This window comes from Trinickia camelliae (assembly GCF_053525655.1).
This window is the reverse complement of record NZ_JBCHAA010000005.1, coordinates 120,600-138,867: the sequence shown is the minus strand read 5'-3', so window position 1 is coordinate 138,867 and position 18,268 is coordinate 120,600. Positions and strand designations below refer to the sequence as shown.

Genomic DNA, 18,268 nt, shown 5'->3' with positions numbered 1-18,268 from the left:
ATCACGCGTTCATTAGAGTCACATCATGACCATCCGAAAACTCTTCGGCTTTCTCGCGACCGCCGTCATCTTCGCCGTCGCCATCCTGATCGGCTACAAGCTGTGGGTGTACTACATGGATTCACCATGGACCCGCGACGGCCGCGTGCGCGCCGAGATCGTCAACATCGCGCCGGACGTCTCGGGCTATGTCGTCGAGCTGCCCGTGAAGGACAACCAGTTCGTCAAGAAGGGCGACCTCCTGATGCAAATCGACCCGTCGCACTATCAGATCGCGGTCGAGCAGGCACAGGCCGCGGTCGCCGCGCGCAAGGCCGAATTGCAGATGCGCATCGATGACGCCAAGCGCCGCGCGGACATGGACAGTCTGGTCGTGTCGAAGGAAAACCGCGAGAACGCGACGCACACCGCGTCGAGCGCCGAGGCGCAGTACCAGCAGGCGATCTCCGCGCTCGACGCGGCCAAGCTGAACCTCGAGCGCACGCGCGTCGTGGCGCCGGTCGACGGCTACGTGACCAACCTGAGCGTGTTCAAGGGCGACTACGCGACGACCGGCTCCCCGAAGCTCGCGCTGATCGACAGCCATTCGTTCTGGGTCTACGGCTATTTCGAGGAAACCAAGCTGCGAGGCGTAAAGGTCGGCGCGAAGGCCGAGATGAGGATGATGGGCGGCGGCGTGCTGAAGGGCCACGTCGAAAGCATCTCGCGCGGCATCTACGATCGCGACAATCCCGCGAGCCGAGACCTCGTCGCCGACGTGAACCCGACCTTCAACTGGGTGCGCCTCGCGCAACGCGTGCCGGTGCGCATCCATATCGACGAGGTGCCCGACGGTCTCGTGCTGGCGGCGGGCACCACGTGCACCGTGGTCGTGAAGCCCTGAGCGGGCGCTAGCCAGGCACTACCGCAGCCTGAACTTCCCGACGAGGCGCTTGAGCGACTTCGCCTGATCGTCGAGCGAGCGTGCGGCGGCCGTCGCCTCCTCGACGAGCGCCGCGTTCTGCTGCGTGCCCGAATCCATCTGCGTGACGGCCTGGTTGATCTCTTCGATGCCCGCGCTCTGCTCCGACGACGCCGCCGAGATCTCGCCCATGATGTCCGTCACGCGCTTCACGGCCTTCACGACTTCGTCCATCGTCTGACCCGCGTCCTGCGCGAAGTGCGAGCCGTTCGCGACGCGCTCGAGCGACGCGTGGATCAACCCCTTGATTTCCTTGGCCGCCTGCGCGCTGCGCTGCGCGAGGTTGCGCACCTCGCCCGCGACCACCGCGAAGCCGCGGCCCTGCTCCCCCGCACGCGCCGCCTCGACCGCCGCATTCAGCGCGAGGATGTTGGTCTGGAACGCAATCCCTTCGATCACGCCGATGATGTCGCCGATGCTCTTCGCGCTGTCGCTGATCTCGCCCATCGTCGACACCACGCGCGAGACGACCTCGCCACCCTTCTCCGCGATGTCCGACGCGTTGTTCGCGAGCGTGCTCGCCTGCTTCGCGTTGTCGGCGTTCTGCTTCACGGTGGAGGTCAGCTGCTCCATGCTCGCCGCGGTCTTTTCGAGCGACACCGCCTGCATTTCGGTGCGCTGCGACAGATCGAGGTTGCCCATCGAGATCTCGCCGGCCGCCGACGCGATCGCCTCGGCGCTCGCGGTGATCTCGCTGACCGTTTCCGACAGCCCCACCTGCATGTCGCGCAGCGCGACGAGCACGCTCGACTTGTCGTTCTTGGCGAGCGTGATCGGATGCGAGAGGTCGCCGGCCGCGATGTGGCTCGCGATGTTCTTAGCGTAGGCCGGCTCGCCGCCGAGCTGCTTCGTGAGCCTGCGCACCACCCATTCGCCGATCAGGAACGCCACGACGAAGAGGCCGATCGTCATCCCCGCGATCATCACGAACGACGACTTGAAGATGAACGACGACGCTTCGATCGTCGCCTTCGCGGCGGTGCCGCGCGACTGGACGAGCGCGTCGACGAGCTTTTCGAGCTTTTCGGTTTCGACGAGCAGCGACACGTCCTGCGTGCCGACCTGCCAGTTCATCTGCGACAGATCGAGCGGCTGCGCCTTCACGAGCGTCACGAACGCGCGCAGGTGATCGCTCCAGGCCGACACGGCCGCAGCGAGCTTCTTCTGGTGTTCCAGCGCGTCGGCATCGGACGAGTCGGTGAATTGCTGCAGCGTCGACAGTTCGCCGGTGATCGCGGCGAGCCCCTTGTCGACATCGCCACCGAGATCGTCGCGCTCCTTGGCCGTGGTCGCCGTGAGCAGCTGCTTCTGCGCGCGGCTCGCGCGCAGCACGTTCGCGCGCACCTCTTCGGCCGCGCGGCTCGCGACGTGCCCCTGATCGTAGATCGATTGCGTCGAGCCGTTCAGACGGCTGATCTGCGTGAGCGAAAAAACGCCGATGGCGAGCGTGCCGGCGAGCAGCACGGCGAACGCCACCCGCAGCGTCGCCTTGACCGACAAGCTATTGAGCCCGCTTGCCGCCGAGCGCTTCTTGTTGTTGCTCGGACGGCCACCGGCCGACTCGTCATCCGGTACGAACCCCGCGCCCGAACGGCGGCCCAGCGAAACTGCCTTCATAGATATCCCCGCTTTTTCAAAACGTGCCGCCGGACCGGTGGGTCCGGAGCACGGCTTACCTTGCCCGGGTCAACGGCATTTGGGCGTGGTTCCTTTAGCGTCGTGCGCCCTGATGTAAACCCGGCCCAGCAGCGTCGGCGTGGTCTGTCGCCGCGCGCCTCGGACGGTTTATAACCGGACAAAAATCGCGCGCACAAGCGCGCGTCAAGGAAGGTAAGGACCTGTCGCGGCCCGGTGACATCCCCTCGATACCCGCTTGACGGCCACCGTTTTGCACGCTTTCGGTGCGGACGTTCGTGTCCGTCTTGCGCAGATCACGCCCAAACCATGTCCGAATTGCGACAAAACTTGTCCTTACATTTCGCACGCGCCACATTACACTGCTTCGAACGTTCACTGCGCGTTGCCTGCCCCGGCGCCGCGCATGCCCCATCCACCTTTCTATCGCGGTCAATCCAATGGAAACGAGCCTCGACAAACGGGCCCTCGCCGGTTCCGCCTCCGGCCAGGCCAGCTCATCGGCGCAGCCTGCCGCCGCAAAAGTTCAGCGCACCGTCTATTCGGTGCTCGGCGCGATCAGCTTCGCGCACCTGCTGAACGACATGATTCAGTCGCTGATTCTGGCGATCTATCCGATGCTGAAAGCGAGCTTCTCGCTGTCGTTCGGGCAGATCGGCCTCATCACGCTCACCTATCAGATCACCGCGTCGCTGCTGCAGCCGCTCGTCGGCTATTACACCGACAAACGCCCGAAGCCCTACTCGCTGCCAGTCGGCATGGGCTTCACGCTGAGCGGGCTCGTGCTGATGTCGGTCGCGCCGAACTTCGGCGTGCTGCTCGTCGCGGCGGCGCTGGTCGGGTGCGGATCGTCGGTGTTTCATCCGGAATCGTCGCGGGTCGCGCGCATGGCCTCGGGCGGACAGCACGGGCTCGCGCAGTCGCTGTTCCAGGTCGGCGGCAATGCCGGTTCGTCGCTCGGGCCGCTGCTCGCGGCGCTGATCGTGATCCCGCACGGACAGCGCAGCATCGCGTGGTTCTCGGTCGCGGCGCTCGTGGCCATCGTCGTGCTCGCGCAAATCGGCCGCTGGTACAAGCGGCACCCCGCGACCAAGAAAGCGAAGAACGCGCACGCCGCCCGCCATGCGCTGCCGCGCAACCGCGTGATGCTCGCGATGAGCGTGCTCGTGTTGCTCGTGTTCTCGAAGTACTTCTATCTCGCGAGCATCAACAGCTACTTCACGTTCTATCTGATCGACAAGTTCCACCTGCCCGTGCAAGCCGCGCAGATTCACCTGTTCGTGTTCCTCGCGGCGGTCGCGGCGGGCACGATCATCGGCGGGCCGGTCGGTGACCGGATCGGACGCAAGTACGTGATCTGGGCGTCGATCCTCGGCGTCGCGCCGTTCACGCTGCTGCTGCCGTACGCGAATCTGTTCTGGACCAGCGTGCTGACGGTTGTGATCGGTGTCGTGCTGGCGTCGGCGTTCTCGGCGATCCTGGTTTATGCGCAAGAACTCATTCCCGGCAAGGTGGGGATGGTGGCCGGCTTGTTCTTCGGATTCGCGTTCGGGCTTGGCGGCGTCGGGGCCGCCGTGCTCGGCCAGCTCGCGGACGCGACGAGCATCGCGTTCGTCTACAAGGTGTGCTCGTTCCTGCCGCTGATCGGCATCCTGACCGTGTTCCTGCCCGACGTCGAAGGCAAGCGCGCGAAGGCTTGAGCCGCGCTCATCATTCAGCGTTCCAAGCAAAAGCGCCGCAACTGCGGCGCTTTTGCATTTGGTGTCGAGCGAGTGCCCCGCGCGCTATCGCACCGGCACTTGCACAGGATTCCTTTTAAGTTTTCGCAATTTGACTCACTCGGCGATGGCCCGCCGCACGCTGCCGTCCACCGCAGCCAGTTGCGACTCCGCCTCCGTCACGCCAATCCCGCGCTTTAGCGCGACGATCGCCACCTTGACCTGAAAGCCGCACGACTCCAGCGTGCGGCGAGCCAGTTCATCGGATGCGCCGGTGGCATGCGTGGTCAGGTTCACTGAGCGGTGGATGAGCTTGGCGTTGGTCGGCCGGAGGTCGACCATCAGGTTGCCGTACACCTTGTTGAGCCCCACCATCAGGGCGCTCGAAAAGCTGTTGAGCGCGATCTTCTGCGCAGTTCCGGCCTTCAAACGCGTGCTGCCCGATATCACCTCGGGACCCGTGTCGAGCACGATGCCGATATGCGCTTCGGTCACCACCGACGCGTTGGGATTGTTCGCCAGACCGATCGTCAGCGCGCCGGCCTTGCGCGCCGCGCGCAGTGCGCCAAGCACATAGGGCGTGCGGCCGGATGCGGCGATCGCCAGCACGACGTCGTTGGGCGCCGGCTCGACCGACAGGATGTCGGACGCCCCCTGGCGCTCGTCGTCCTCCGCCCCTTCGATCGACTCTCGGATCGCTCTCGATCCGCCCGCCAACAGCGCAATCGCCCGATGTTTGGGCCATGAGAACGTCGGGTAGAGTTCCACGGAATCCATCAGCCCAAGGCGCCCCGACGTCCCGGCTCCGACGTAAATCAACCGGCCTCCGTCGCGCATCCGGGGAAGCGCCTCGCGGACCGCCTCGGCCAGCTTCTCCCGGCTTTCCCAGACCGCCTTCAACGCGTTGCGCTGGTCGTCGATCAGTACGTCGATCAGGTCGTCGGCCGAATAGAGATCGAGCTCCGTGTGCAACGGATTCGGCATTTCAGTCTTCGTAACCATGGCGAATGTCCTGGTCAAACCAGCATCGGCCATTCCAGGTTACGCCAAATCGATGACAGTATGGCGGACGAAAACCCCTCCTAAAACGCATACGAAGCCCCGCTGGATAAGCCGCACGCGCAAAGGCGAAGATGCTGGCTCGGAATCTGCGGCACGGTCATGGAGAACCCGGGTTGTGAGCCGCCGACTCCGGGTCCTATGCTGTATTGCGGCACACATTGAAGCGCCTGGTGCACAAGCGCCCCCCACCGCCCCGCCAACGTCCCCGAGGACCGCCGACCATGACCCGCTACCGCGATTTCCATCGCCGCTCGATCGACGCCCCCGATGAATTCTGGCGTGCCGAAGCCACGCGCATCCATTGGGAGACGCCGTTTCACACGGTGCTCGACGCGAACCGTCCGCCCTTCACGCGCTGGTTCGTCGGCGGCCGCACGAACCTGTGCCACAACGCGCTTGACCGCCATCTCGCCACGCGCGCGCAGCAGGATGCGCTCGTGAGCGTATCGACCGAAACCGGCATCGAACGCCGCTTCACGTATGCCGAGCTGTACAACGAAGTGAACCGCATGGCCGCGGTGATGCGCTCGCTGGGCGTCGCGCGCGGCGAGCGCGTACTGATCTATCTGCCGATGATTCCCGAGGCCGTATTCGCGGTGCTCGCCTGCGCGCGGCTCGGCGCGATCCATTCGGTGGTGTTCGGCGGTTTCGCCGCGGCGAGCCTCGCCGCGCGCATCGACGACGCCAAGCCTGCGCTAATCGTTACCGCCGACGCGGGCGCGCGCGGCGGCAAGGTCATCGACTACACGCCGCTCGTCGACGAGGCGCTCGCGCGCGCCGAACACAAGACCGCGCGCGTGCTCCTGATCGACCGGCAGCTCGCGCCCGAGCGGCTCAACGCGAGCTATCTGGTCGCCTACGAGCCGCTGCGCGAGCAGTACTTCAACACCCACGTGCCGTGCGAATGGCTCGAATCGAACGAACCGTCGTACGTGCTTTACACGTCGGGCACGACCGGGCGGCCCAAGGGCGTGCAGCGCGATGTCGGCGGCTATGCGGTCGCGATGGCGGCATCGATGGAGTACATCTTCGAAGGACGCGCGGGCGACACGATGTTCACCGCGTCGGACATCGGCTGGGTGGTCGGCCACAGCTACATCATCTATGCGCCGCTGATCGCCGGGCTCACGACCGTGCTGTACGAAGGCACGCCGGTCCGCCCGGACGGCGGCATCTGGTGGCGGCTCGTCGAGCAGTACAAGATCAACCTGATGTTCACGTCGCCGACGGCGCTGCGCGTGCTGAAGAAGCAAGACCCGGCGTTGATGAAGGCCGCCGACCTGTCGAGCCTGCGCACGCTGTTCCTCGCGGGCGAACCGCTCGACGAGCCGACTGCCGCGTGGATTCAGGACGCGCTCGGCAAGCCGGTCGTCGACAACTACTGGCAGACCGAAACCGGCTGGCCGATCATCGCGATCCAGCGCGGCGTCGAGGCGCTGCCGCCGAAGCTCGGCTCACCGGGTGTGCCGGTGTATGGCTACCACCTCACGATCCGCGACGTGGGAAACGGCAAGCCGTGCGGGCCCGGCGAGAAAGGGGTCGTCACGCTCGGCTACCCGCTGCCGCCCGGCTGCATGACGACGGTCTGGGGCGACGACAAGCGCTTCGTCGACACCTATTGGTCGAAGATGGCGGGCGAGTCTGTTTATTCGACGTTCGACTGGGGGATTCAGGACGACGACGGCTACGTGTCGATCCTCGGCCGCACCGACGATGTCATCAATGTCGCGAGCCATCGCTTCGGAACACGCGAGATCGAAGAGGCGTTGTCGAGCCATACGGCGGTCGCCGAGGTGGCGGTGGTCGGCGTGGCCCATGAGGAAAAGGGACAAGTGCCGCTCGCGTTCGTCGTGCTGCGCGATGCGCAAGCGGCGGCGGCGCCCGACGATCGCAAGAAGCTCGAAGCGGCGCTGCTCGCGACCGTCGACCGTTACCTGGGTGCGGTCGGGCGCCCGGCGCGAGTGCACTTCGTCGCGATGCTGCCGAAGACACGCTCCGGCAAGCTGCTGCGCCGCGCGATCGCGGCGCTGGCCGAGGGCCGCGATCCGGGGGATTTGCCGACGATCGAAGACCCGGCGGCGTTGCAGATGCTGCGCGCGGTGCTTGAAGGAGGTTGAGCGCGCGAGACTCGCTGGTACAGGCTCGCGGCTCAAACCCGCGAGCGCGCCTCCAGAAACCGCCGCAAGATCCCCGACGAATACGCGTGCGCAATATCGGTGAGAAACGACGTGAACGACGCGGTTGCGTGATCGTCGGCGGTGTCGGAGATGGTCCGCACGATCGCGCACGGCACGTCGTGCTCGTAGCAGACCTGCGCAATCGCCGCGCCTTCCATTTCGACCGCGAGCGCGTCAGGCAGCGCGGCACGCAGCGCGCCGACTTCCTCCGAACTCGACACGAACCGATCGCCGCTGATCACGAGCCCGCGATGCACATTTGCGCCGTGCAAGCGGAAACGCTCGGCGAGCGCCGCGCCCTCGTCGGCGACGAAACGATCGCAGGCAGCGGCGAGTTCATCGGCGAGCCCGGCGTGTGCGGCAAAGTGCGTCACACCAAGCAGCGGCACCTCATAGCGGGGGAACAGCGGCGACGCATCGAGATCGTGCTGCAGCAGCGTATTCGCGACGACGACATCGCCGACGCGCACATGACTCCCCACGCCGCCCGCGACGCCCGTAAACACGATCGCATCGACATCGAACACGTGAATCAGCGCGCTCGCCGTCGCCGCGGCCGCGACCTTGCCGACGCGCGCGAGCGTCACGACGCACGGCACGCCGTACACGGTGCCGACGTGATAATCGCGCCGGCCGAGCGTCACGGTGCGCAACCCGCCGTCGGCGCGCATCGCGTCGACGAGATCGCCCAATTCCTGCGGCAGCGCCGCCAGCACGCCCAGCGGCCGTTGCCGCTTCGATTCCGTCGGTTCCATCGTTGCCTCGCTCATTCGACCGCCTGCAATTTAGCGACGGCCAGCGCGAGCCACTTTTCGCCGTGCCGCTTGAATCTGACTTGCGCACGCGCGTCGGCGCCGCTGCCTTCGAGCGCCGTCACGGTGCCCTCTCCGAATTTCGTGTGAAACACGGCCTGGCCGACCTTGAAGCCCGTGTCGGCCGCGCGTTGCGTGTTCGCGAACGCGGGCAACGGAGCCTGATCGACTGCTGCGCCCGCATAGCTTTCCTGGCGATCGGGACGCGCAAACCAATCACGGCCCCAGCCGGCGTTGTCCGAGCGGCCGCCCCAGCGCGCCCCCGCCTCGACTTTGGGCGTGAGCCACTTGAGCGTTTCCTGCGGCAGCTCGTCGAAAAAGCGCGAGCGGATGTTGTAGCGCGTCTGGCCGTGCAGCAGCCGGCTCTGTGCAAACGACAGATACAGCCGCTCTTTGGCCCGCGTGATCGCGACGTACATGAGCCGCCGCTCTTCCTCGAGCCCGTCTTGTTCCAGCGCGCTGTTCTCGTGCGGGAAGAGTCCCTCTTCCAGCCCCGTAATGAAGACCGCCGTGAACTCGAGCCCCTTCGCCGCGTGCACCGTCATCAATTGAACGGCGTCCTGGCCCGCTTGCGCCTGGTTGTCACCCGCTTCCAGCGAGGCGTGCGACAGGAAACCCGCGAGCGGCGTCATCGTGTCGGGGTTCTGCGCGGGATCGGTGATGCTGGCCGGATCGAGCACGACGGCGGACGGATCGCCCGGCACCGCCGCGATCTCGAGCGCCGTGGTGGCGCCGGGCCGCAGCGGGATAGAGCGGGCCGGCGTGTCGAGCCCGTAGCCCTCTTCGCTGACGAACGCGGTGGCCGCGTTCACGAGTTCCTGCAAGTTCTCAAGACGGTCCTGGCCTTCGCGCTCGTTCTGGTAGAAGTCCGCGAGACCGCTCGCGCGCACGACGTACTCGACCGTCTCCGGCAGGCTCATCTGCTGCGTCTCGGCGCGCATCTTCGCGACCAGATTCGCAAACGCGCCGAGGCTCGAGCCGGCCTTGCCAGTCACGTACGGAATCGCCGCCGCCATCGAGCAGTTATAGAGACGCGCCGCGTCCGCAAGCTGTTCGATCGAGCGCGCGCCGATGCCGCGCGCCGGGAAGTTGACGACGCGCGCGAACGCGGTGTCGTCGTTCGGGTTGTCGATGAGGCGCAGATACGCGAGCGCGTGCTTCACTTCCTGGCGCTCGAAAAAGCGCAGGCCGCCGTACACGCGGTACGCGATGCCCGCATTGACGAGCGTGTGCTCGATCGTGCGCGACTGCGCGTTGCTGCGATAGAGCACCGCCACCTCGCCGCGTGCGAGCCCCGTGTTGATCAGCGCCTTGATCTCCTCGACGATCCAGCCGGCTTCCTGCGAATCGGTGGCCGCCTCGTAGACGCGCACCGGCTCGCCGTGGCCCGCGTCGGTGCGCAGGTTCTTGCCGAGCCGCCGCGAGTTGTTCGCGATCAGTTGATTGGCCGCGTCGAGGATATGGCCGTGCGAGCGGTAGTTCTGCTCGAGCTTGATCAGGTGCCGCACTTTGAATTCGTGCTCGAAGTCGCGCATGTTGCCGACGTTCGCGCCGCGGAACGCGTAAATCGATTGATCGTCGTCGCCGACCGCGAAGATCGCGTTCGGGTTTGCGTTCAATTCGCCGGCGAGCATCTTGAGCCAGGCGTACTGGAGCTTGTTGGTGTCCTGGAACTCATCGACGAGGATGTGCCGGAAACGCGCCTGGTAATGCGCGCGCAGCGGCGGGTTGTGGGCGAGCAGTTCGTAGCAGCGCAGCAGCAGTTCCGGGAAGTCGACGACGCCTTCGCGCTGGCACTGCTGCTCGTACGCCTGGTAGAGCTCGACGAACTTGAGATTGAAGCTGTCGGACGCATCGACGTGCTCTGGCCGCAGCCCCTGCTCCTTCGCGTTGTTGATGAAGTACTGGAGGTTTTTCGGCGGATATTTCTCGTCGTCGACGTTCAGGCCCTTCATCAGGCGCTTGATCGCGGACAGTTGATCCGCGGTATCGAGAATCTGGAACGTGGCGGGCAGCCCCGCGTCGCGGTGGTGCGCGCGCAGCATCCGGTTGCACAGGCCGTGGAAGGTGCCGATCCACATGCCGCGCGTGTCGATCGGCAGCAGCGCCGAGAGGCGCGCCATCATCTCGCGCGCGGCCTTGTTCGTGAACGTGACGGCGAGCACGGTGGCAGGCGACGCGAGCCCATGCTGGATCAGCCACGCGATGCGCGTGATCAGCACGCGCGTCTTGCCGCTGCCGGCCCCGGCCAGGATCAGCGCGGGTTCGTTCGGCAGCGTGACGGCGGCGTGTTGTTCGGGATTCAGATTCGCAAGCAGTTCGGGCATGGGAGAGCGGGAATGGAGAAGCTTAGCGGCCGGGACAGCGCGGGCGGCGTGCCCGGCGCGTGCGTGGCGGAGTCGACAGCGAATCGCACATTATAAGTCGCGGGCGTGACCGCAGACGCCTAGCCCTGCCGCGATCCTGTTTATCCCTTTGGATCGGATCGTGAGGCACAAGCCGACACACAACTAAGTGCAACACATAATTATGTGTTAGATTGACCTACTCCATCGGAGCTTAGTCATGGCAGACACCGTCAATTTCACCGGCTCGGTCGATCGCGACCTGCTCAAGCGGGCCAAGGTTCTCGCCGCGAAGGCGGACACCTCGGTCAACGCGCTGTTCAACGCCGAGCTGCGCTATCTCGTCGAGACCTTCGAAGCGGCGGAAGCGAGCGGCAACCAGAACTTCCGGACCCTGCTCGATTTCTCGCTGGGCCGCATCCACGACCGCAAGGCGATGGATGCGCTCGGCATCGACAGCGACGAAGACCTGTTCCTGCTGATGGCCCAGGCGCACCTGCCGATGCCGCGCCTGCCCGACGCGCAAACGCGGCGCATGGCCGACGACCTGAACTCGCTGCTCGACTGACGGATGGCGGCCGCTTCAACCGTCGCCCTGCTCCCCGATGCCGGGCCGCTGATCACCCTCGCCTATGCCGATGCGCTCGATCTGCTTCTGAAGCCGGGCTGGTCCGTCGAGATCGTCGACATGGTGCTGCACGAAGTCACGCGCAACCGCACCCCGACGAGCGAGCGCATCGCCCGCTGGGTCGGCGAGCGGCGCCTGCCAGTCATCGAGACCAAGGTCCATCGCCGCTACACGCAGGCGCAGGTGGAGGCATCGACGGTCCGCAAGTCGAACCTCGGCGGACTGGCGATCCAGGAAGCGATGAACGACTTCGGCCTGTCGTCGGGGAAAACCGGCGTATTCCTATTCGAAGACCACAAGATCGCCCGCGCGAGCTTTCTGCTCCCCGACAACTGCCGCAAGGTGTCGACGCGAGCGTATCTGCTGTTTCTCGAAGAGCGCGGGCTGATCGAATCCGCCGCGGACATCGAGCGCCGCGCGATTCTCGCCGGCCGCGCGTTTTCGCGGCTGCGGTTCCCGCCGGAGTAGTGCGCCGCCCGCACCCTGTGCGGCGCTCGGTCCCGGGCGCCCCCATCGACCCTTTATAATCGAACGTTTCGACGTATCTTTTCACGCATTTTTCGGCAGATTCCCCACCATGAGCGACACCACGCTTGCGAAGAGTTTCGAACCCCAGACCATCGAGGCCCAGTGGGGCCCGGAATGGGAAAAACGCGGTTACGCTGCGCCGGCCTTCGTGGCCGGCGTCAAGGACTTCTCGATCCAGCTGCCGCCGCCGAACGTGACGGGCACGCTGCACATGGGCCACGCGTTCAACCAGACGATCATGGATGGCCTGACGCGCTATCACCGCATGCTCGGCGAGAACACGATGTGGCTGCCCGGCACCGATCACGCGGGCATCGCCACGCAGATCGTCGTCGAGCGCCAGCTCGATGCGCAAGGCGTGTCGCGCCATGATCTCGGCCGCGAGAAATTCGTCGAGCGCGTGTGGGAATGGAAACAGCAGTCGGGCTCGACGATCACGGGCCAGGTGCGGCGCCTCGGCGCGTCGATCGATTGGTCCCGCGAATACTTCACGATGGACGACAAGATGTCGGCGGTCGTGACCGATGTGTTCGTGCGGCTCTACGAGCAAGGGCTCATCTATCGCGGCAAGCGGCTTGTGAACTGGGACCCGGTGCTGATGACCGCCGTGTCCGATCTCGAAGTCGCGAGCGAGGAAGAGAACGGCCATCTGTGGCACATCCAATACCCGCTGTCCGATGGTAGCGGTCATCTCACGGTCGCGACGACGCGTCCCGAGACCATGCTCGGCGACGTCGCCGTCATGGTCCATCCGGAAGACGAGCGCTATGCGCACCTGATCGGCAAAACGGTGAAGCTGCCGCTCGCGGACCGCGAGATCCCGATCATCGCCGACGACTACGTCGACCGCGAGTTCGGCACCGGCGTGGTGAAGGTCACGCCCGCGCACGATTTCAACGACTACCAAGTCGGCCAGCGCCACAAGCTGCCGCAGATCGAAATCCTCACGCTCGAAGCGAAGATCAACGACAACGCGCCCGCGAAGTATCGCGGCCTCGATCGTTTCGAAGCGCGCAAGCAAGTGGTTGCCGATCTCGAAGCGCTAGGGCTGCTCGAATCGGTGAAGCCGCACAAGCTGATGGTGCCGCGCGGCGACCGCACGAACGTCGTGCTCGAGCCGATGCTGACCGACCAATGGTTCGTCGGGATGAGCAAGCCGGCTCCCGAAGGCACGTTCAATCCGGGCAAGTCGATCGCGGAAACGGCACTGAACGTCGTGCGCAGCGGCGAGATCAAATTCGTGCCGGAAAACTGGACGACCACCTACTACCAGTGGCTCGAAAACATCCAGGACTGGTGCATCTCGCGTCAACTGTGGTGGGGCCATCAGATCCCGGCGTGGTACGGCGAGAACGGCGAGGTGTTCGTCGCGAAGACCGAAGCCGACGCGCGTGCGCAAGCCGATGCGAAGGGCTACACCGGCGCGTTGAAGCGCGACGACGACGTGCTCGACACGTGGTTCTCGTCGGCGCTCGTGCCGTTCTCGTCGCTTGGCTGGCCGAACGAGACCGAGGAACTGAAACACTTCCTGCCGTCGTCGGTGCTCGTCACGGGCTTCGACATCATCTTCTTCTGGGTCGCGCGGATGGTCATGATGACCACCCACTTCACCGGCAAGGTACCGTTCCATACGGTCTACGTGCACGGCCTCGTGCGCGATGCCGAAGGCCAGAAGATGAGCAAGAGCAAGGGCAACACGCTCGACCCGATCGATATCGTCGACGGTATCGATCTCGAATCGCTCGTCTCGAAGCGCACTACGGGCCTCATGAATCCGAAGCAGGCCGCGACGATCGAAAAGAAGACGCGCAAGGAATTCCCCTCGGGCATTCCGTCGTTCGGCACCGACGCGTTGCGCTTCACGATGGCATCGATGGCGACGCTCGGCCGCAACGTCAACTTCGACCTCGCGCGCTGCGAAGGCTATCGCAACTTCTGCAACAAGCTCTGGAACGCGACGCGCTTCGTGCTGATGAATTGCGAAGGCCACGAGTGCGGCTTCGACAAGCCCGAGCTGTGCGGTGCAGGCGACTGCGGCCCCGGCGGCTATCTCGACTTCTCGCAGGCGGACCGCTGGATCGTGTCGCTCTTGCAACGCGTCGAAGCCGAAGTCGAAAAGGGCTTCGCCGACTATCGTTTCGACAATGTCGCGAATGCAATTTACAAGTTCGTGTGGGACGAATACTGCGACTGGTATCTCGAACTCGCGAAGGTGCAGATCCAGAACGGCACGCCCGAGCAGCAGCGCGCGACGCGCCGCACGCTGTTGCGCGTACTCGAAACGGTGCTGCGCCTCGCCCACCCGATCATCCCGTTCATCACCGAAGCGCTCTGGCAGAAGGTCGCGCCGCTCGCGAAGAGCTACCCGGCCGACGCAGCGGAAGGCGCGGCGTCCATCATGGTGCAGCCCTATCCGATCGCCGAGCCGAAAAAGATCGACGAAAGCGCCGAGCGCTGGGCGTTGGAGCTGAAAGCGGTCATCGATGCGTGCCGCAATCTGCGCGGCGAAATGAATCTGTCCCCGGCGACCAAAGTGCCGCTCCTGGCAACCGGCAACGCTGAACAATTGCGCACCTTCGCCCCTTACGCGCAAGCGCTCGCACGCCTTTCGGAAGTCAAGATCATCGCCGACGAAGCGACGCTCGACGCCGAAGCGCACGGCGCGCCGATTGCCATCGTCGGCGGCGACAAGCTCGTGCTGAAGGTCGAGATCGACGTCGCGGCCGAACGCGAACGGCTTGGCAAGGAAATTGCTCGTCTGGATGCGGAGATCGTCAAGTGCAACGCGAAACTCGGTAATGAGGCTTTTGTCGCAAAAGCCCCCGCCGCAGTTGTGGAACAGGAACAGAAAAGGCTGTCAGAATATCGAGACACCATTGCCAAGCTGAGCGCTCAACTCTCGCGGCTTCCCGCGTGACCTTGGCGGTTGAATTATTTCGAGCACACACGAGGACGCAGATCCCATGTTGAAAGTCACCAAAGCCGTCTTTCCGGTAGCGGGCCTAGGCACCCGCTTCCTGCCTGCGACCAAGGCAAGCCCGAAGGAGATGCTGCCGGTCGTCGACAAGCCGCTGATCCAATACGCGGTCGAAGAAGCGATGGCCGCCGGCATCACCGAAATGATCTTCGTCACGGGCCGCAGCAAGCGCGCCATTGAGGACCACTTCGATAAGTCGTATGAAATCGAAGCCGAACTCGAAGCGCGCGGCAAGGACAAGCTGCTCGAGCTCGTGCGCAGCATCAAGCCGAGCCATGTCGACTGCTTCTACGTGCGCCAGCCCGAAGCACTCGGCCTCGGCCATGCGGTGCTGTGCGCCGAGAAGCTCGTCGCCGACAACCCGTTCGCCGTGATCCTCGCGGACGACTTGCTGTACGGCGAGCCGCCCGTGATGCAGCAGATGATCGAGGTGTTCGATCACTATCACAGCTCGGTGATCGGGGTCGAAGAGATCCCGCCGTCGGATACGAAGTCTTACGGCATCGTCGACGGTAAGGAATGGGAAGACGCGATCATCAAGATGTCGGGCATCGTCGAGAAGCCGGCGCCGGAAGTCGCGCCGTCGAACCTGGGCGTGGTGGGCCGCTATGTGTTGAAGCCGCGCATCTTCGATCACCTGCGCGCGTTGAAGCCGGGCGCGGGCGGCGAGTTGCAGTTGACCGACGCGATCCAGTCGCTGCTCGCCGACGAGCAAGTGCTCGCGTACAAGTACCACGGCACGCGCTTCGACTGCGGCAGCAAGCTCGGTTACTTGAAGGCGACCGTCGAGTTCGCGCTGCGCCATCCCGAAGTCGCAACCGACTTCGAGAACTATCTGCGCACGCGCCAGCCGGTGATGGATAGCTAAGTCACCCTTTGCGTTGCCGTTACCCGAAAGAAAAAAGCCCGCCTGCGTGGCCGCTGCTTCTGTGCGGCACGACAGGCGGGACTAAACGAACTACAGGGTAATGCGGCAGCAACACCGCGCCTCGCTTCAATCCGCTTGGCGCGACGCGAAATCAGATAACACCGTTTAGAACCGGTAAGACACGCCGATCTTCACGATCGGATAAAAGCGCCAGTTGTTCGCCTTGTCCTGCAACTGCTGCTGTTCGGCATTCACGTTCGCCTGCCCGGCTTCCGCCACGATCTCGGCGGGCACGTCGAACGACACGTGCGGCTGGCCATAGGCCACGCCCGCATCGAAGAACATCGAGAAGCCCTTCTTCGCAATCGGCGAGTGGCCGAAACCGATGCCGATATACGGCCGCACCGCCGGCAACGTCACCTTCGCATGAATCTGTTCGCCCGCCGCCGAGACCGTCGTGCCGTTGATCGAGTACGTGCCGGACATCGCGGTCGCCGTGCCGTCGAGGTTGTCGCCACCGATCAAGAGACCCGCCGTCAAGTGGAACGGCACGACGCTGGGCGCCGGAAAGAAATCGCCGTAAATGCCGCCGTGGTACAGATTGAGCGTCGCGTCGTAGTGCAGGCCGCCGGCGTCGAAGCCGTGTGAAAAGCTGAAGCCGTTGAATTCCGCGCGGACGTTCGCCATCGAAGCAAACGAATAACCGTAACCAATGCCGACGCCTTCGGTGCCGACTTGCCCATACACCTCGGAGGCATGCGCAATCGATCCCGAACACACGGCGAAAACCGCAACGAGTGCGGCGACCCACTTCTTCATTGTTGAAATCCTTGTTTGACGGAATGACCCGAAAGACAACGTTTGCGCAGGTAAGGAAATGAAAGCGCGCGCATCGATTCGCAACGATGGGCACGCTCGAGCAGGTTTACGGCGTAGACGAACTTGTCTTTAGGACTTCCTTGGACCCAGGACCAAACAAAATGAAATTGGCGGATCAGGCAGGCGATTCGGCGGAATCAGACAGGCGGCGCTACACGAAAGCGCCGTTATCAGCAGACGAAAAAAAGCCCTGCCGAAGCAGGGCTTTTTTACGCAGCGGTGGAAAACGCGTCAGTGCGTTTAGCGCCGGCGCATCAGAAACACGAACGTCTTGTCCTGAGTGGAGCTCTCGACGATCTCGTTGCCCGTCTGCTTCGCGAACGCCGCGAAATCGCGCTGCGAGCCGGGATCGGTCGCGAGGACCTTGAGGATTTGACCGCTCTCCATGTCGGCGAGCGCTTTTTTCGCGCGCAAGATGGGCAGCGGACAGTTCAATCCGCGCGCATCGACTTCCTTATGAATTTGCATCTGCAATCGACCTTCGGAGTTGAGGCGTCGAGTCATCCAACGTTGAGCCGGCGTTCGACTCGCGCCATACGGACAGAGGGTCAAATTTTACCGCACGCGTCAGTCGAGCGCCGAGCTTGAGCCAGACCTGCTCCCAGCGGTCTACGCGGGTCGTTGCCGCGTGCGGTGGTCAGCGATTCGGAGCATCCCCAAATCATTGCACGCATTCTGAAACCGACAGCGGCTGCTCTTCCCGCGCCTTCTCGCTAAACACCACGTGCGTCAGTCCCGCGATGATTGCCCCTGCCATTGGCGCAACCCAGAAAAGCCACAGCTGGTCCATCGCCGCGCCGCCGGTAAAGAGCGCGGGCCCCGTCGAACGCGCCGGATTCACCGACGTATTCGTCACCGGAATCGAGATCAAATGGATCAGCGTCAAGCACAGACCAATCGCAATGGGCGCAAAACCTGCCGGTACACGCTTGCCGGTCGCGCCGAGAATGACGAGCACAAAGACAGCCGTCATTACCACTTCACAAAGAAATGCCGACGCCATCGAATAGTTTCCCGGCGAAAGGGCGTCATAGCCATTGGTCGCAAAACCGCTCGCCACCAAATCGAAACCCGGATTGCCCGAGGCGATCAGCTTCAGCACGAAGGCTCCCATTGCGCCGCCGATAACCTGCGCAGCGATGTAGGGCACGAGATCGCGCAGTGGAAACCGCTTCGCCACGGTCAACCCCACACTGACCGCCGGATTCAGATGGCAACCCGAAATGTGACCGATCGCATAAGCCATCGTGAGCACCGTCAGGCCAAACGCAAGCGACACGCCCACAAAGCCGATTCCCATGCCATGAATCGCCCCCGGAAAACCCGCGGCAAGCACCGCGCTTCCACATCCCCCAAGCACGAGCCAAAAAGTCCCGAATAGCTCTGCAGCGAGGCGTTTAGATAGCGACATAGTAAATATCCTAAAGATTGTTAGACGAAATTCGGTATCGGAAATATCCAATACTTAATAAACGCATTTTCTTGTTTATGCATGGATGCGACACGGGGCGCCCAGTAGCACGCCGTGAAAGGGCGTGAGTATAGAACAATTTGCATAGCAATCCATACGATTTATTGTCGCATTCTAGTCACATCAATTAACTCGATATTCGATCTTAAATATCTTATCCAATTGACTTAAGACTGCCGCTATCAGATATCCGATTGGGCGTAATAC

General features: G+C 63.9%; 14 protein-coding genes. 7 read left to right on the top strand and 7 right to left on the bottom strand.

Going from position 1 to position 18,268, the window contains the following annotated elements; genetic code table 11:
- The first annotated feature begins 25 nt into the window (after positions 1 to 25).
- Entirely contained in the window at positions 26 to 883 is an 858-nt protein-coding gene (locus tag AAHK20_RS10860; RefSeq protein WP_449181453.1) for an efflux RND transporter periplasmic adaptor subunit, read from the top strand.
- Between the two features lie 18 nt (positions 884 to 901).
- Here the strand turns inward: AAHK20_RS10860 and AAHK20_RS10855 are convergent, their stop codons facing one another.
- On the bottom strand, positions 902 to 2,578 hold the full coding sequence (locus tag AAHK20_RS10855; RefSeq protein ID WP_449181452.1) for a methyl-accepting chemotaxis protein: 1,677 nt from the start codon (positions 2,576 to 2,578) through the stop codon (positions 902 to 904).
- A 458-nt stretch (positions 2,579 to 3,036) separates the two neighbouring features.
- Here AAHK20_RS10855 and AAHK20_RS10850 point away from each other — a divergent pair, with 458 nt between their 5' ends.
- A complete protein-coding gene (locus tag AAHK20_RS10850) occupies positions 3,037 to 4,296 on the top strand; it encodes an MFS transporter (protein WP_449181451.1) in 1,260 nt (419 codons plus the stop codon).
- 135 nt (positions 4,297 to 4,431) lie between these two features.
- Here the strand turns inward: AAHK20_RS10850 and AAHK20_RS10845 are convergent, their stop codons facing one another.
- Positions 4,432 to 5,316, bottom strand: a complete 885-nt coding sequence (locus AAHK20_RS10845; protein ID WP_449181450.1) for an N-acetylmuramic acid 6-phosphate etherase — start codon at positions 5,314 to 5,316, stop codon at positions 4,432 to 4,434.
- Between the two features lie 281 nt (positions 5,317 to 5,597).
- Between AAHK20_RS10845 and AAHK20_RS10840 the strand changes: the two genes are divergently transcribed.
- Entirely contained in the window at positions 5,598 to 7,493 is a 1,896-nt protein-coding gene (locus AAHK20_RS10840; RefSeq protein ID WP_449181449.1) for a propionate--CoA ligase, read from the top strand.
- A gap of 32 nt (positions 7,494 to 7,525) precedes the next feature.
- Here the strand turns inward: AAHK20_RS10840 and AAHK20_RS10835 are convergent, their stop codons facing one another.
- Positions 7,526 to 8,323 carry a 5'-methylthioadenosine/adenosylhomocysteine nucleosidase gene (locus AAHK20_RS10835; RefSeq protein ID WP_449181448.1) on the bottom strand — a complete coding sequence of 266 codons (798 nt, stop codon included), beginning with the start codon at positions 8,321 to 8,323 and terminating at the stop codon, positions 7,526 to 7,528.
- On the bottom strand, positions 8,320 to 10,692 hold the full coding sequence (locus tag AAHK20_RS10830; protein WP_449181447.1) for a UvrD-helicase domain-containing protein: 2,373 nt from the start codon (positions 10,690 to 10,692) through the stop codon (positions 8,320 to 8,322). The genes AAHK20_RS10835 and AAHK20_RS10830 overlap by 4 nt, the downstream gene beginning before the upstream one ends.
- A 238-nt stretch (positions 10,693 to 10,930) precedes the next feature.
- Between AAHK20_RS10830 and AAHK20_RS10825 the strand changes: the two genes are divergently transcribed.
- The 4 genes from AAHK20_RS10825 (at position 10,931) to galU (ending at position 15,711) form a co-directional block, all read left to right on the top strand.
- Positions 10,931 to 11,278, top strand: a complete 348-nt coding sequence (locus AAHK20_RS10825) for a hypothetical protein (protein ID WP_449181446.1) — start codon at positions 10,931 to 10,933, stop codon at positions 11,276 to 11,278.
- A 3-nt stretch (positions 11,279 to 11,281) separates the two neighbouring features.
- The gene (locus AAHK20_RS10820; protein ID WP_449181445.1) at positions 11,282 to 11,806 is read left to right on the top strand and encodes a hypothetical protein; all 525 of its coding nucleotides are present in this window, start codon (positions 11,282 to 11,284) and stop codon (positions 11,804 to 11,806) included.
- A gap of 109 nt (positions 11,807 to 11,915) precedes the next feature.
- Positions 11,916 to 14,783 carry a valine--tRNA ligase gene (locus AAHK20_RS10815; RefSeq protein ID WP_449181444.1) on the top strand — a complete coding sequence of 956 codons (2,868 nt, stop codon included), beginning with the start codon at positions 11,916 to 11,918 and terminating at the stop codon, positions 14,781 to 14,783.
- Between the two features lie 46 nt (positions 14,784 to 14,829).
- Positions 14,830 to 15,711: a UTP--glucose-1-phosphate uridylyltransferase GalU gene (galU, locus tag AAHK20_RS10810; RefSeq protein ID WP_137332907.1), complete on the top strand. Its 882-nt coding sequence runs from the start codon at positions 14,830 to 14,832 to the stop codon at positions 15,709 to 15,711.
- Between the two features lie 165 nt (positions 15,712 to 15,876).
- Here galU and AAHK20_RS10805 read toward each other — a convergent pair whose 3' ends face one another.
- From AAHK20_RS10805 to aqpZ, 3 genes are all read right to left on the bottom strand, one after another.
- Complete coding sequence (locus AAHK20_RS10805; RefSeq protein WP_449181443.1) at positions 15,877 to 16,530, bottom strand: hypothetical protein; 654 nt, start codon at positions 16,528 to 16,530, stop codon at positions 15,877 to 15,879.
- 300 nt (positions 16,531 to 16,830) lie between these two features.
- Complete coding sequence (locus AAHK20_RS10800) at positions 16,831 to 17,058, bottom strand: sulfurtransferase TusA family protein (protein WP_038713912.1); 228 nt, start codon at positions 17,056 to 17,058, stop codon at positions 16,831 to 16,833.
- 193 nt (positions 17,059 to 17,251) lie between these two features.
- Entirely contained in the window at positions 17,252 to 18,001 is a 750-nt protein-coding gene (gene aqpZ, locus AAHK20_RS10795) for an aquaporin Z (protein WP_449181646.1), read from the bottom strand.
- Positions 18,002 to 18,268: the final 267 nt, after the last annotated feature.